We start from the raw sequence: 13,398 nt of genomic DNA, 5'->3' as shown, positions 1-13,398 counted from the left end.
AAGCCTGATGGTCACGCAAGCCCCACCCTTCTTTCCCCGCCAGCCGCAGTTCTGGCGCTACCACCTGGCGGCCATGGCTTTTGTGGTGGGCGTGACGCTGGCCAGCATCCTGCTGTTCGGCAAGCTCGACGCCTTCAACGGCACCGCCACCTTGATCTGGATGCTGCCCTACACGCTGGCGGTCTTGGGCTTTCGCTGGCTTTACCTGCGGCAGGCCTGGGCCCGCTTCAGCATGCGGCATTTGATCTCGCTGGTGGTGGTCTACAGCCTGGCCAGCGGCATGGCGGTGATGCTGGGCGTTAGCGCCTTGATGGCGCCCTTCTTCTGGCCGCAGCTCAGTGGCGGCCAAAGCGGGGCCGCAGCCTGGGCATTTTTGTCAAAGCAAATCCTCAGCCAGGGCTTGCAAGCCCAACTCTTCATCAGCGCCTGGGCTTTTGTCTATCTGAGCGCCGCGGCCGCCGAGCGGGCGCGCGAGGGCGAGCTGCAAAACCTGCGTCTGCAAATGAGCTTGAAGGCCGCGCAACTGAGCCAGCTGGCCGAGCAGCTGAACCCGCACTTTCTGTTCAATGCGCTGAACAATATCCGCTTCATGATTCATGAAGACGGTGCGCGAGCCGACGCGATGATCGTCTCGCTGTCCGAGATCCTGCGCTACTCGCTGGAAAGCAGCCAGCGCGGCAGCAGCACGCTGCGCGAGGAGCTGGAGGTGATCGAGGCGTACATCTCGCTGATGCGCTCGCAGCTGGAGGACCGGCTGGACTTTCAGCTGCAGCTGGCGCCCGGCCTGCAGGCCTGCAAGATGCCGCCGATGGCCCTGCAACTGCTGGTGGAGAACGCCATCAAGCACGGCATCGAGCCTCTGCCCCAAGGTGGCCGGCTGATCTTGGCGGTGCAGGATGAGGGCCCGGATTTGCTGCTGCGCGTTGGCAATGACAAACCCGCCGCCCGGCCTGGCAAGGCACGAAGAGGTTTGGGCCTGGGCCTGCCCAATATCGAGAAGCGCTTGCAACTTTTGTACGGCCCGCGCGCCAGCCTCAAAGTGGAGGACGGTGCGCAGTTCTTCCAGGTCGAAATGCGCTTGCCCAAGGAGTGATGAAGCAAATGAAGCTGAAAGCCTTGGTGATCGAAGACTCGCGGCTGGCGCGCCAGGGCCTGGTGCGCATGCTCGGTCAATTTGAAGACACCATCGAGGTCATGGGCCAAGCCGAAAACGCGGCCCAGGCGCTATTGCTGATAGACCAGTTGCAGCCCGATCTGCTTTTTCTGGACATCCACATGCCCGGCGACAGCGGCCTGGCCTTGCTGGAACAACTGCCGCCGGACCGACCGATGCCGCGCATCATCTTCACCACCGCGTATTCCGACTACGCGATCCGATCCTTTGACTTCAACACCGTCGACTACCTGCTCAAGCCCATCAGCCCGCAACGCCTGGCGCAAGCGATTGCCAAGCTGGCGACCGCAAGGCCTGCCCCAGAAGCCGGTGCGGAGGAGGAAGACGAAGGACTCGACCCGACGCCCAAGCCCCGCCTGGAGCCGGGCAGCAAGATCTTCATCAAGGACGGCGAGCACTGCCACCTGATCGCGCTTGAAGACATCCTCTATCTGGAAAGCTGCAAAAACTATGTGCGGGTGTTCTTTGGCGCCGGCAAGAGCGCCTATGTGAAAAAGGCTCTCGGGCAAATCGAACAACGCCTGCCGAGCCAGCATTTCTTCCGCGCCAGCCGCCAGTACATCGTCAATCTGCAGGCCATCAGCGGCATCGCCGAAACGATTCGCGAAGGTTATGAGATCACGATGAGCGATCATAAAAAGTTGGAGATCTCGCGCCGCCAAGCGCTGGAGTTGAAAGACTTGCTGAGCTTTTGAAACGACGAAGTCGCTGAATCACCCCCAAACATCCGGAGCCTCGAGACGATGGACGCGAAACCGCTATTGCTGCAACTGATTGCCTTCAAGGCCTGGGCCAACCGGGACTTGTTTCCTCTGGTGATGACGCTATCTGCCGAAACCCAGCACCAGGAACGGCATAACGCCACCCGTCTGCTGAACCATATCTATGTGGTGGACAAAATCTTCCAGGGCAATCTGCAAGGCCTGGCGCATGGCTATACCGGCCTGAACACACCGGAAACCCCGGACTTGGCCGATCTGTTTGCGGCACAGCAGGCCGCCGACCAATGGCTGAGCCACTATGTCCAAGCCTTGAGTGACGCGGCTTTGGCCGAGGCGCTGGACTTCACGTTTGTGGACGGCAAGCCTGGCTGCATGAGCCGCGCCGAAATGCTGCTGCACCTGCTCACCCACGGCAGCTACCACCGCGGCGCAGTTGGCCGCATCCTGTTCCAGGCCGGCGTGCAGCCGCCACCGGACGCGCTGACGGTGTTCACCCACGCCAAGCCCAGCCTGTCGAACTAGGCCGGAGGCGAACCCGGGGAGGCGGCTGCGCCGCCGTCAGCCCAGATCAGCGATCAGTTGCTGGCTCAGCGCGACGGCCGTGTCGAACTCCAAGCGGCTCAGCGCTTCATCCAGCGGCTCAAGCCGCTGACCCAAGAACGCGCCAAACCGAGACTGCAAGAACTGCAAGCGCTGTAGCGCGTCCATGTCGGAGTCGCGCAGCAGCTGCAGCAAGTCTTGGAGTTCGGCGCGCAGCACCTCTCGCTCCGAGTCGGGCAGGGCCCCGGGCTGTGCTCCAGCCGGAGCAGACTCGGCCTCGCTCGCCTGTGTTTGCATCTGCTGCGCCAGTCGCGCTAAACCGGGGCCGGCCTGGCGCATCGCCTGAAGCACAGCGTCCACGCCGTCGCGCCAGTCTGCGTCTGTAGGCATCGCGCTCTCGCAGCGGCTGGCCTCGGCGGCCAGCGGCTTTGCGCCCAGAGTGGCCGCAAGCCCTTTGAGCGTGTGCAACAGCCCCAAGGCGGCCGCCTGATCGCCCGAGGCTGCTTGCTGCCCCAGCTGCGTCTGCATCGCCGGCAAGTCGGCGACGAAGTTGCGCAGCATGCGCTGATACACGGCGGGCTTGCCGCCCATGCGGCCCAGCGCCGCGGCCAACTCCACCTCGGCCGCCGCGGCGGCCTCCAGCCATGCGGCCTGTATCGCTTCGCCACCGTCGGGCGGGCGTGTGCCCTGGCTGGAGCTGAAGTCGCGACCCGACTGCTTGCGCAGCACCCGCACCAACTCGTCCAGATCGAAGGGCTTGCCGACATGGTCGTTCATGCCGGCGTCCAGGCAGGCCTGACGGTCGGAACGCATGGCGTTGGCTGTCATGGCCACGATGGGCAGATCCCGCAGGCCCATGACCTGACGCAGATGCCGTGTGGCGCTCAAGCCATCCATGACCGGCATTTGCAGGTCCATCAAGACCACATCAAAGGCCTTCGGGTCAAGCGCAATGGCGTCCACCGCCTGCTGCCCATCGGCGGCAATTTGAACCTGCGCCCCTTCGTCTTGCAGAAGCTCGCTGGCGACCTGCTGATTGTTGGGGTTATCTTCCACCAAGAGCAGGCGCAGCCCCGCCAGGCGCTGCTCGGCCTGCAAGCCGGCGCCGGGCGCTGACATGGACTTGGGCTTGGGCTTGGGCTGATTCGGCGACAGGCCGGCCTGGGCCACCGCGTCAAACAGCATGGAGGCGGTGATCGGCTTGACCAAATAGCCGTCCAACATGGCCTGCTCGCTCGGGCTGCGTTGCGCCATATGTTCGCGGTCATGGGCCGTCACCATCACGATCAGCGGCGTGGCGCCAGCCAGCCCGAGCTCGCGGATGCGCCCGATGGTCTGCCAGCCATCCATGCCCGGCATCTGCCAATCCACAAACAAGGCCTGGTAGGCGGGCCCAGCAGATTTCCCGGGCGCAGCCTGGGCCTGCAGCAAGGCGATGGCCTCTTCGCCGCTGGCCGCCAGGTCCACGGCCCAGCCTTGCGACTGGCAAAGCCGCCCCAGCACCTCGCGGCACAGGGCGTTGTCATCGACCACCAGGGCGCGGCGCAAGCCCGGCGCGGTGCGCGGGACCATGACTTGCGGCTGCGCCGCCAGCTTCGGCAGGCGCAGCTTGAATTCAAAACAGCTGCCGCGCCCCAGCTCGCTTTGCAGGCTCAATTCACCCCCCATCAAGGCGACCAGCCGCTGGCTGATGGCCACGCCCAAGCCGGTACCGCCAAAACGGCGCGTGGTGGAGGCCTCGGCCTGGGTGAAGCCGGCGAAGATGCGCGCCTGGTTCTCCGGCGCGATCCCGATGCCGGTATCGCGCACGGCGAAATGCACGTGTACAGAATCAGCATCTTGCTCCACGAGCCGGATCGACAGCAGCACCTCGCCCTTTTCGGTGAACTTGATCGCATTGCCGGTCAGATTGATCAGCACCTGTTGCAGGCGCATCGAGTCGGCCAGCCATTCATTCGGCAACGCGGGGTCGATATCGAACAACAACTCCAGCTTCTTGGCGCCGACATTGGCGGCAAGAATAACGGCCAGATCGCGCAGCAACTGGTCCAGTCGCATCGGCTGCGGGTCCAGGCTCATCTTGCCGGCTTCCACCTTGGAGAAGTCCAGAATTTCATTGAGCAGGCCCAGCAAGGCGCGCGCCGCCCCTTCTGTTTTCGCCGCGTAATCGGCCTGGCGCTCACTCAAACTGGTCTTGCGCAGCAGCGTCAGCATGCCCAGGATGGCATTCATCGGCGTACGGATTTCATGGCTCATATTGGCCAGAAACTGACTCTTGGCTTGGCTGGCAGCCTCGGCGGCCTGCTTGGCCTCGAGCAAAGCGGCCTGCGCGCGGTGATGCTCGGTGGTGTCCCAGTTGACGCCGACCATGCGCAGCGCTTGGCCGGCCTCGTCGCGCTTGATCAGGGCCGAGCCGCGGATATGGTGCACGCTGCCATCCGACCAGACGATGCGGAACTCGGTCGAAAAATGCCGACGCCCGTCCAAGGCCTCTTGAAGGGAAGCCTCGGCTTCAACCCGATCATCTGGATGCAGATGACGTGCCCACAAATCGTAGGGCCCTAAAGCTTCTGTCGGGGTCAGGCCATAGAGCCGGTACATCCAGGCATCCCACTTCAGACTGCCCTGCACCAGGTCATAGTCCCAGATGCCGATGCCGCCGCTGTCGGTGGCCAGCTGCACCAAGGAATGCGCCTCCTCTAAAGCCAGCCGTTCCTTGACGCGTTCGGTGATGTCTTGAAAGGCACCCACCACGCGGACCACCTGTCCGTTCTCCAAGTCACAGGAGCCCACGGCCCGCACCCAGATTTGGCGCCCGTCGCGCAGCATCTGCGGCAACTCAAGGTCGAAGCCCTGGCCGGTCTGAATCGCGCGCTCTACCGCTTGTTGAATCTTGGGGCGTGCCTCGGGTGTGTAGAAGGCAATAGCCTCGTCGAGGCTGGGCTGGTAGCCTGCCGGCAAGCCATGGATGCGGCAGGTCTCATCGGACCAAAACAGTCGTTGTTGGGCCAAATCCAATTCCCAGCCGCCGATGCCGGCGAGTCGACCGGTGCGGTCCAGAAAGGCCTGGCTGGTGCGCAGGGCTTGTTGCTGGGTCAGCGTTTCGGTGATGTCCTCCACCGTCCCCACATAAGCCACAAGTTCACCGGCCGCGTCCAAACGCCGCCGGGCGCGGGCACGCACATGGCGCAGTCCGCCGGTTTGCAGATGGACGCGAAACTGCCCATCCATATCGCGCTGCTGGGCCAGAGCCTCGGTCCATTGCGCGGCAACGGCAGCCCGGTCATCGGCGTGCACCAGCTCGGTCCAGTCCATGCTTTGCCCGCGGCGCCGCCCAAAAATGGCCAGCAAACGTTCGTTCGCAAAGGTGAAGACCCCGTGGGTGTCGATCTCAAACACACCAATGGGCACGCTTTCGCTCAGCGCACGCAGCCTCGCTTCACTCTCGGCCATCTCTTGAGAGATGCGCTTCACCTCGCGCAAGGCCCGGCGCCCCTCCAGCGCTTGCGCCGCAGCGGTGGCCAGCTCACGCAAGACCTGGCGCTGGCTCTCATTCAAGGACTTGGGCTGCCGATCGATCACACACAAGGTGCCAATGCGCGAGCCATCGCTCAATTTGACCGGCGCGCCGGCGTAAAAGCGGATGTCGGGTTGGCTGGCGACCAAGGGGTTGTCGGCAAAACGCGGATCCTGCATAGCATCCGGCACCTCAAACAACTCATCGCCCAAGACCACATGGGCGCAAAAGGCCAGGTCACGTGGCGTTTCGCTGACGCCTGGCAGGCCGATATTGGCCTTGAACCATTGCCGCTCGGTATCGATCAGGCTGATCAACGAGATGGGCACCCCGCACACCACCGAGGCGGCGCGCACCAAGGCGTCAAATTCAGCCTCGGGGCCGGTGTCCAAAACCTCCAAATTCCGGAGGGCGGCCATGCTGGCGGCTTCATCATCGCGCAGTGGGGCAGATTGCATGGGCACTGATTCCTTTGCGGGTGCGAATCTCAACTGTGCCTGAATACCCAGGGCCTGGGCAGCCTCAGGGCAATTAAAATCGGTTTCATCATGCCCTCGACCCAATCAACGCAAGAACACTCAGCAGTAGCCCCCGGTCCGACAGGGGTGCTGGAATTCGCCGGCAGCCGCTGGCGCGTGCGCCGGCCCAAGCCCTATGTGTTGGTGATTGAAGGCGAAGAGCTCAGTAGCGACAGCCCTGCCGCGACCCCCTGCGACTATCTGCACGACAAGCTGCTGGCGCCAGCCTGCCGCGAAGACTTCTACAAGCTGGTCGATGCCACCGGGCTGGTGGTGTGCCTGAACGTGGCCAGCAATCACCCGACCTACCGTGATGTGCGGGGCCGCTCCAGCAAGGGTCGACTGAGCCAAGGCGAGTACTACCACCACGATGGTTGCTCGGGCCCGACCAAGCCGCGCTTTGTCGAGATCCGCTGCCCGATTCAACCGCAGACCCGCTCGATCGCGACCGCCGTGGCCCCTCACCATGCGGTGGTGGCGGCCATGGTGGAGGTGCTGCCGGCCGAACTGGCGGCCGCGCCGGCGCTGGCCGAGGCGATGGCAGGGCAAGACCTGTCCCCGGCCGGGGTGGCGCGCATGAGCTATGAGGCGCTGGACCATCTGCAAGGCCTGATCACCCGCACCGTGCGCCGCAAGCTCGACGCTGAAGGCGCGCGCGCCTACTTCCGCGCGGTGGACCGGGCCGCCGACGCCTATTTCGAACCCTGGCAACTGGGCGAAAGCCGCTTCATCGCCAATGCCAACGCCGGCATGACCATGCAGCACCGCCGCGCCTACCAGCACAAGCACAGCGGCGGCGTGGCCAACGGTCACCTGGTCAAGCGCTGGACCAATGAGGAGCTGCTGCTGCCCGGTCAAACGGTGGATGCGGCCTTCATTGAAGCGCTCTGCAGCGAAGAGAACGAAGACGGCGGCGAGCGCGGCGACACCGGTCGCAGCTGTTATCTCGGCGCGCATTGATGTGCGGCGGCGTCGGCCGCTCATGCCGACGCAAACGCGTGCATCAAGGCATGCACTCACCACTGGCGGGCGTGTCACCAAAGGCGCGGCGAAATTCGGTTAGCCTACGCAGCCATGAGCGCCGCAGCACGCCCCAAAATGACCCCTGGATTTTCCCCGGCCGAATCGTTCGCGGCCCTGTGTCCGCTCGGGCTTGCGCTGTCCAGCGAACGGGTGCTGACCTGGGTTAATGACGGTTTTGCCAGCATGTTTGGCTACACGCCAGAGGAACTCTGCGGACAGAGTTTCGCCTTGCTCTTCCCCACCGAGCTGGAGTTCCGTCGCATCGGCCCGCGCATCCAGGCCGCCATGCTGGGCAGCGGCAGCTACCGCGATGAACGACTGATGCGGCACCGCGATGGCGGCATGCGTTGGTTCCGCGTACACGGCCAGGCGCGCGACCTGAACGCGCCGTTTCTGGAGGCCGCTTGGACCTTTGAGCCGATTCCCGGTGGCGGCGACGCCGACACCCTGAGCCCGCGTGAACGCGAGGTGCTGACGGCCATGGCGGCCGGCCAGACCGCCAAGGAATGCGCCCAGCAACTGGGCCTGTCACCCCGCACGGTGGAGAAGCTGCGCGCCAAGCTGCGCCAGCGCTATGGCGTGCACAACGCCGCCGGTCTGCTCGGTCGCCTGCTCGCGCCGTCCGCCTGATTAAGGCGTTACCTAGGTGTAAACCCTGGCGCAATGCTACGCACAGGTAATTCCTGTGCCAGCGCGGTGCGGAACGCCCTACATTGGCGTCTCAACTCATGCCGTGCCCTCGATCGGTGCGGCCCGGCCACTGTGAGCGAACTCATCCTCGAAACACGCGGACTCAGCAAGGACTTCAAGGGCTTCACCGCCGTTGATGGCGTGGACTTGCGGGTGCAGCGCGGCGCCATTCATGCCTTGCTGGGGCCGAACGGCGCCGGCAAGACGACTTGCTTCAATCTGCTGACCAAGTTTTTGGAGCCGACCCGCGGCAGCATCCATTTCAATGGCGTGGACATCACCGCCGAGAAGCCGGCCGAAATCGCCCGCCGCGGCGTGATCCGTTCGTTCCAGATCTCCGCGGTGTTTCCGCATCTGACGGTGTTGGAAAACGTGCGCATCGGCCTGCAACGCTTCACCGGCACCAGCTTCCACTTCTGGAAAGGGTTGACCGGGCTGAAGCAACTGGACGCCCGCGTGCTGGCCCTGCTGGAACTGGTGGACCTGCGCGATATGGCGCAGCTGAAGGCCGGCGACCTGCCTTACGGCCGCAAGCGCGCGCTGGAGATTGCCACCACCATGGCGATGGAGCCGACGCTGATGCTGTTGGACGAGCCCACCCAAGGCATGGGCCATGAAGACGTGGACCGCGTCACCGACCTGATCAAGCGCGTGGCCGAGGGCCGCACCGTGCTGATGGTTGAACACAATATGAAGGTGGTGGCCAAGATCGCTGACCGCATCACGGTGCTGGCGCGTGGCGCCGTACTGGCCGAGGGCAATTACGCTGAGGTGTCCAAGCATCCGGCCGTGCTCGAAGCCTATATGGGCAGCGAAGCCGCCGAACTTCAAGGGGCGCATTGAGCATGGCTGAAGTTGCGCTACAGATCACCGACCTGCATGCCTGGTACGGTGAAAGTCACATCCTTCACGGCATCAATCTGAGCGTCAACAAGGGTCAAGTCTTGACCCTCTTGGGGCGTAACGGCGCCGGTCGCACCACCACGCTGCGCGCCATCATGGGCCTGACCGGCAGCCGCAAGGGCTCGATCAAGGTGCACGGGGTCGAGGCGATTGGCATGCCGACGCACCGCATCGCCCATCTGGGCCTGGGCTACTGCCCGGAGGAGCGCGGTATTTTTGCCTCGCTGACGACCGAGGAAAACCTGCATCTGCCGCCGCGCCTGAGCGGTGGCCGCGCCACGCCGATGAGCGACGCGCAGATCTACGCCATGTTCCCGAACTTGGCCGAACGCCGCCACAGCCCGGGCACGCGCTTGTCGGGCGGCGAGCAACAAATGTTGGCCGTGGCGCGCATTCTGCGCACCGGCGCCGACATCTTGCTGCTGGACGAAATCTCCGAGGGCCTGGCCCCGGTGATCGTGCAGACCTTGGCGCGCATGATCCTCACACTCAAGAGCCAGGGTTTCACCATCGTGATGGTGGAACAGAACTTCCGCTTTGCCGCCCCGCTGGCCGACCACTTCATGGTGATCGAGCATGGCGAAGTGGTGGAGTCTTTCCCCGCCGCCGAGTTGCCCGCCAAACAGGCGAAGCTCGATGAATTGCTCAGTGTTTGATTGACCCCTTGAAGGAGACAAAACCATGAACTCGAGTTTCAAGCGCATTGCCCTCGCCAGCCTCGCCGCCTGCGGCCTCATCGGCAGCGCCGCCCAGGCACAGATCTCCGGTGATGTCGTCAAGATCGGCATCATCACCGACATGTCCAGCGTCTACGCCGACATCGACGGCGCCGGCGGCGTTGAAGCCATCAAGATGGCCATCGCCGACATGAAGGGCATGGTCGCCGGCAAGAAGATCGAGCTGATCTTCGCCGACCACCAGAACAAGGCCGACGTGGCCGCCAGCAAGGCCCGCGAGTGGATCGACACCCAGGGCCTGGACATGTTGATCGGCGGCACCAACTCCGGCGCCAATCTGGCCATGGCCAAGATTGCGGCCGAGAAGAAGCGCCCCTTCATCGTCATTGGCGCGGGCTCGGCCCGCCTGACCAATGAGGACTGCTCGCCTTACACCATCCACTACGCCTACGACACGGTGGCCCTGGCCAATGGCACCGGCGCGGCCGTCACCAAGGGCGGCGGCAAGAGCTGGTACTTCCTGACCGCCGACTATGCCTTCGGCGCCTCGCTGCAAAGCGACACCGCGGCCGTGGTGGGCAAGAGCGGCGGCAAGGTGGTCGGCAGCGTCAAGCACCCGCTCAATGCCAGCGACTTCTCGTCCTTCTTGCTGCAGGCCCAGGGCAGCGGTGCGCAGATCCTCGGCCTGGCCAATGCCGGCGGCGACACCATCAACGCCATCAAGGCGGCCAATGAGTTCGGCGTCACCAAGACCATGAAGCTGGCCGGTCTGCTGATGTTCATCAACGACGTGCACTCGTTGGGTCTGAAGACCACCGAGGGCATGTACCTGACCGACAGCTGGTACTGGAACCAAAGCCCCGAGGCGCGCACCTGGAGCCGTCGCTTCTTCGAGAAGATGAAACGCATGCCTTCCTCGCTGCAGGCCGCCGACTACTCGTCCACCATGCATTACCTGAAGGCCGTTGAGGCGCTGAAGAGCGACGACGCCGACAAGGTGATGGCCAAGATGAAGGACACGCCGATCAACGACTTTTACACCAAGGGCACGATCCGCAAGGAAGACGGCCGCGGCATGCACGATATGTTCCTGCTGCAGGTGAAGGCGCAAAAAGACTCCACCGAACCTTGGGACTACTTCAAGGTCGTGACCCGCATCCCTGGCGAGGATGCCTTCACCAAGCTGGCCGATTCCAAGTGCCCTCTGGTGAAGAAGTAATCAAGCGACGCACTTGTTGAGCAGGCCCTGAACATGACGGATTTCTTCGGCATCCCCTTGCCCGCCCTCTTGGGCCAGCTGCTGCTGGGCCTGGTGAACGGCTCGTTCTACGCGATGCTGTCGCTGGGGCTGGCCGTCATCTTCGGCATGCTCAACATCATCAATTTCGCTCACGGCGCGCTCTACATGATGGGCGCCTTCTTGGCCTGGATGGGGCTGGAGTACCTGGGGCTGAACTACTGGGTGATGTTGCTGCTGGCGCCGGCCATCGTCGGCGTGCTGGGCATCATCATTGAGCGCACCATGCTGCAGTGGCTCTACAAGCTGGATCACATCTACGGCCTGCTGCTGACCTTTGGCATCACACTGGTGATGGAAGGCGTGTTCCGCAGCTTCTACGGTGTCTCGGGTCAGCAGTACTCGGTGCCTGAGGCATTGCAGGGCGCCACCAACCTCGGCTTCATGGTGTTGCCAAACTACCGCGCCTGGGTGGTGGTGGCGTCGATCACCGTCTGCATGGCGGTCTGGGCCTTGATCGAGAAAACCTCGCTGGGCGCTACGCTGCGCGCCGGCACCGAGAACGCCAAGCTGGTGCAGGCCTTCGGCATCAATGTGCCGCGCATGATCACGCTGACCTACGCCGGCGGCGTGGCCCTGGCCGCCTTTGCCGGCGTGTTGGCGGCGCCGATACTGCAGGTCAGCGCGCTGATGGGCAGCAATCTGATCATCGTCGTGTTTGCGGTGGTGGTGATCGGCGGCATGGGTTCCATCCTCGGCTCCATCCTGACCGGCCTGGGCCTTGGCATCGTCGAAGGGCTGACCAAGGTGTTCTATCCCGAGGCCTCGAGCACGGTCGTATTCGTTGTGATGGCCATCGTGCTGCTGGTCCGTCCCGCGGGTCTTTTTGGTAAAGAGAAATGAGCCTCCAAAAGAACCCCCTCTACGGCTACGCCGCCTTGTTCGGCGCCATTGCCCTGCTGCCGGCGCTGGGCGTGTATCCCATCTTCGTCATGAAGGTGCTGTGCTTTGCGCTGTTCGCCTGCGCCTTCAACCTCTTGATCGGCTTCACCGGCTTGCTCAGCTTTGGCCATGCCGCCTTTCTGGGTACGGCTGCCTATGGCGCCGGCCATGCCTTGAAAGTCTGGGGCCTGCCGGCACCACTGGGTTTGATCTTCGGCGCGCTGGCGGCCGGCGGCGTTGGGCTGGCCATCGGCCTGCTGGCGATTCGCCGAACCGGCATTTACTTCTCGATGATCACGCTGGCGCTCAGCCAAATGCTCTATTTCTTCTTCCTACAGGCGCCTTTCACCGGCGGTGAAGACGGCCTGCAATCGGTGCCACGCGGTAGTTTTCTGGGTCTCGATCTGACGCAAGACCTGACCCTGTATTACGTCGTGCTGGCAATCTTCATGGCCGCCTTCTGGCTGATTTACCGCACGGTGAATTCGCCCTTCGGCCAGGTTTTGACCTCAATCCGCGAGAACGAACCGCGCGCGATTTCGCTCGGCTATGACGTTGAGCGCTTCAAGCTGCTGGCCTTTGTGCTGTCGGCCACGCTGGCGGGCCTGGCCGGGGCCACCAAGACCCTGGTGCTGGGTTTTGCCACGCTGACCGACGCGCTCTGGACCACCTCCGGCCTGGTCATCCTGATGACCCTGGTCGGCGGCATGGGCACCCTGGTCGGGCCCATGGTCGGCGCGCTGATCATCATCGCGCTGGAAAACAAGATCGGCGATCTGGGCAAGGCCCTGGCCGAACTCAGCGGCATCAACTGGTTCAATGGCCTGGGTGAATCGGTCAGCCTGGTGACCGGCCTGATCTTCATCGTCTGCGTGCTGGCCTTCCGGCGCGGCTTGGTCGGCGAGGCCCTGGCCTTGCTGGACAAGGCGCGGAGCAAATAGACCGGGTTCGAGAAAAAGCGCCGGCTCGGCGGGCGCCTGCCTGCCCGCCCAAGCCGGCTAGCTGCGGTACAGCGCCGTCAAGCTGGCCACCAGTTGCACCGGACCAAAAGGCTTGGCGATGAACAAGTCGGCGCCACAGGCCTTGGCACTTTCCTTGATCTGATCCACCGGCTTGGCACTGATCAGCACCACCTTGGGCGCCTCGTCCCCGCCGGCCGCCTTGATCTGGCGGCAAGCCTCCACGCCATCGATCGGGCCGGGCATCATGATGTCCATCAACACGATCTCCGGCTTCACACTGGCCGCCGCCTCGACCGCGGCGCTGCCGTCACGGGCCTCAAACACCTCAAAAGCATCGGCCAGATCCAAGGTCGCATGCAGCAACGCGAGGATGTCGGTGTTGTCGTCAACGATGAGAATTTTTTTCTTCGTCATGAGCAAAGTCTCCTGAACCTAGGCTGCGAGGTGGCCTGTGGTGCTGGCAGGGTAGCGCATGGCCAAGGCTTCGACAACA

The 13,398-nt window shown here is 63.7% G+C and carries 12 protein-coding genes; 10 read left to right on the top strand and 2 right to left on the bottom strand.

Annotated features, from left to right (window positions below; translation table 11 throughout):
* Positions 1-7: 7 nt before the first annotated feature.
* Genes WG899_RS04065 through WG899_RS04055 form a run of 3 tightly spaced genes read left to right on the top strand, consistent with a single transcriptional unit; the run spans position 8 to position 2,418 of the window.
* Positions 8-1,093, top strand: coding sequence for a sensor histidine kinase (locus tag WG899_RS04065; protein WP_339594343.1), 1,086 nt, complete (start codon positions 8-10; stop codon positions 1,091-1,093).
* Positions 1,094-1,101: 8 nt separating this feature from the next.
* The gene (locus WG899_RS04060; RefSeq protein WP_339594342.1) at positions 1,102-1,869 is read left to right on the top strand and encodes a LytR/AlgR family response regulator transcription factor; all 768 of its coding nucleotides are present in this window, start codon (positions 1,102-1,104) and stop codon (positions 1,867-1,869) included.
* A gap of 48 nt (positions 1,870-1,917) precedes the next feature.
* Entirely contained in the window at positions 1,918-2,418 is a 501-nt protein-coding gene (locus WG899_RS04055) for a DinB family protein (RefSeq protein WP_339594341.1), read from the top strand.
* A 36-nt stretch (positions 2,419-2,454) separates the two neighbouring features.
* On the opposite strand, the gene WG899_RS04050 is transcribed toward WG899_RS04055, so the two are convergent.
* Entirely contained in the window at positions 2,455-6,411 is a 3,957-nt protein-coding gene (locus WG899_RS04050; protein WP_339594340.1) for a response regulator, read from the bottom strand.
* A gap of 90 nt (positions 6,412-6,501) precedes the next feature.
* Between WG899_RS04050 and WG899_RS04045 the strand changes: the two genes are divergently transcribed.
* From WG899_RS04045 to WG899_RS04015, 7 genes are all read left to right on the top strand, one after another.
* Positions 6,502-7,431: a hypothetical protein gene (locus WG899_RS04045; protein ID WP_339594339.1), complete on the top strand. Its 930-nt coding sequence runs from the start codon at positions 6,502-6,504 to the stop codon at positions 7,429-7,431.
* Positions 7,432-7,569: 138 nt separating this feature from the next.
* On the top strand, positions 7,570-8,124 hold the full coding sequence (locus WG899_RS04040; protein WP_339594338.1) for a LuxR C-terminal-related transcriptional regulator: 555 nt from the start codon (positions 7,570-7,572) through the stop codon (positions 8,122-8,124).
* A gap of 132 nt (positions 8,125-8,256) precedes the next feature.
* Positions 8,257-9,027 carry an ABC transporter ATP-binding protein gene (locus tag WG899_RS04035; RefSeq protein ID WP_339594337.1) on the top strand — a complete coding sequence of 257 codons (771 nt, stop codon included), beginning with the start codon at positions 8,257-8,259 and terminating at the stop codon, positions 9,025-9,027.
* Between the two features lie 2 nt (positions 9,028-9,029).
* Positions 9,030-9,743, top strand: a complete 714-nt coding sequence (locus WG899_RS04030; protein ID WP_339594336.1) for an ABC transporter ATP-binding protein — start codon at positions 9,030-9,032, stop codon at positions 9,741-9,743.
* Between the two features lie 25 nt (positions 9,744-9,768).
* Positions 9,769-10,983 carry an ABC transporter substrate-binding protein gene (locus tag WG899_RS04025; RefSeq protein WP_339594335.1) on the top strand — a complete coding sequence of 405 codons (1,215 nt, stop codon included), beginning with the start codon at positions 9,769-9,771 and terminating at the stop codon, positions 10,981-10,983.
* Between the two features lie 33 nt (positions 10,984-11,016).
* The gene (locus tag WG899_RS04020; protein ID WP_339594334.1) at positions 11,017-11,904 is read left to right on the top strand and encodes a branched-chain amino acid ABC transporter permease; all 888 of its coding nucleotides are present in this window, start codon (positions 11,017-11,019) and stop codon (positions 11,902-11,904) included.
* Positions 11,901-12,884: a branched-chain amino acid ABC transporter permease gene (locus WG899_RS04015; RefSeq protein WP_339594333.1), complete on the top strand. Its 984-nt coding sequence runs from the start codon at positions 11,901-11,903 to the stop codon at positions 12,882-12,884. The genes WG899_RS04020 and WG899_RS04015 overlap by 4 nt, the downstream gene beginning before the upstream one ends.
* A 57-nt stretch (positions 12,885-12,941) precedes the next feature.
* On the opposite strand, the gene WG899_RS04010 is transcribed toward WG899_RS04015, so the two are convergent.
* Complete coding sequence (locus WG899_RS04010; protein WP_339594332.1) at positions 12,942-13,319, bottom strand: response regulator transcription factor; 378 nt, start codon at positions 13,317-13,319, stop codon at positions 12,942-12,944.
* Positions 13,320-13,398: the final 79 nt, after the last annotated feature.

Source organism: Paucibacter hankyongi (genome assembly GCF_037482915.1).
GTDB lineage: Bacteria > Pseudomonadota > Gammaproteobacteria > Burkholderiales > Burkholderiaceae_C > Paucibacter_A > Paucibacter_A hankyongi.
This window is presented reverse-complemented; position numbering and strand designations above follow the sequence as displayed.

Coding starts and splice junctions, on each gene's coding strand:
- WG899_RS04025 (WP_339594335.1), top strand. CDS start 9,769: ATGAACTCGAGTTTCAAGCGCATTGCCCTCGCCAGCCTCGCCGCCTGC.
- WG899_RS04055 (WP_339594341.1), top strand. CDS start 1,918: ATGGACGCGAAACCGCTATTGCTGCAACTGATTGCCTTCAAGGCCTGG.
- WG899_RS04045 (WP_339594339.1), top strand. CDS start 6,502: ATGCCCTCGACCCAATCAACGCAAGAACACTCAGCAGTAGCCCCCGGT.
- WG899_RS04060 (WP_339594342.1), top strand. CDS start 1,102: ATGAAGCTGAAAGCCTTGGTGATCGAAGACTCGCGGCTGGCGCGCCAG.
- WG899_RS04010 (WP_339594332.1), bottom strand. CDS start 13,319: ATGACGAAGAAAAAAATTCTCATCGTTGACGACAACACCGACATCCTC.
- WG899_RS04020 (WP_339594334.1), top strand. CDS start 11,017: ATGACGGATTTCTTCGGCATCCCCTTGCCCGCCCTCTTGGGCCAGCTG.
- WG899_RS04040 (WP_339594338.1), top strand. CDS start 7,570: ATGACCCCTGGATTTTCCCCGGCCGAATCGTTCGCGGCCCTGTGTCCG.
- WG899_RS04050 (WP_339594340.1), bottom strand. CDS start 6,411: ATGCAATCTGCCCCACTGCGCGATGATGAAGCCGCCAGCATGGCCGCC.
- WG899_RS04065 (WP_339594343.1), top strand. CDS start 8: ATGGTCACGCAAGCCCCACCCTTCTTTCCCCGCCAGCCGCAGTTCTGG.
- WG899_RS04030 (WP_339594336.1), top strand. CDS start 9,030: ATGGCTGAAGTTGCGCTACAGATCACCGACCTGCATGCCTGGTACGGT.
- WG899_RS04015 (WP_339594333.1), top strand. CDS start 11,901: ATGAGCCTCCAAAAGAACCCCCTCTACGGCTACGCCGCCTTGTTCGGC.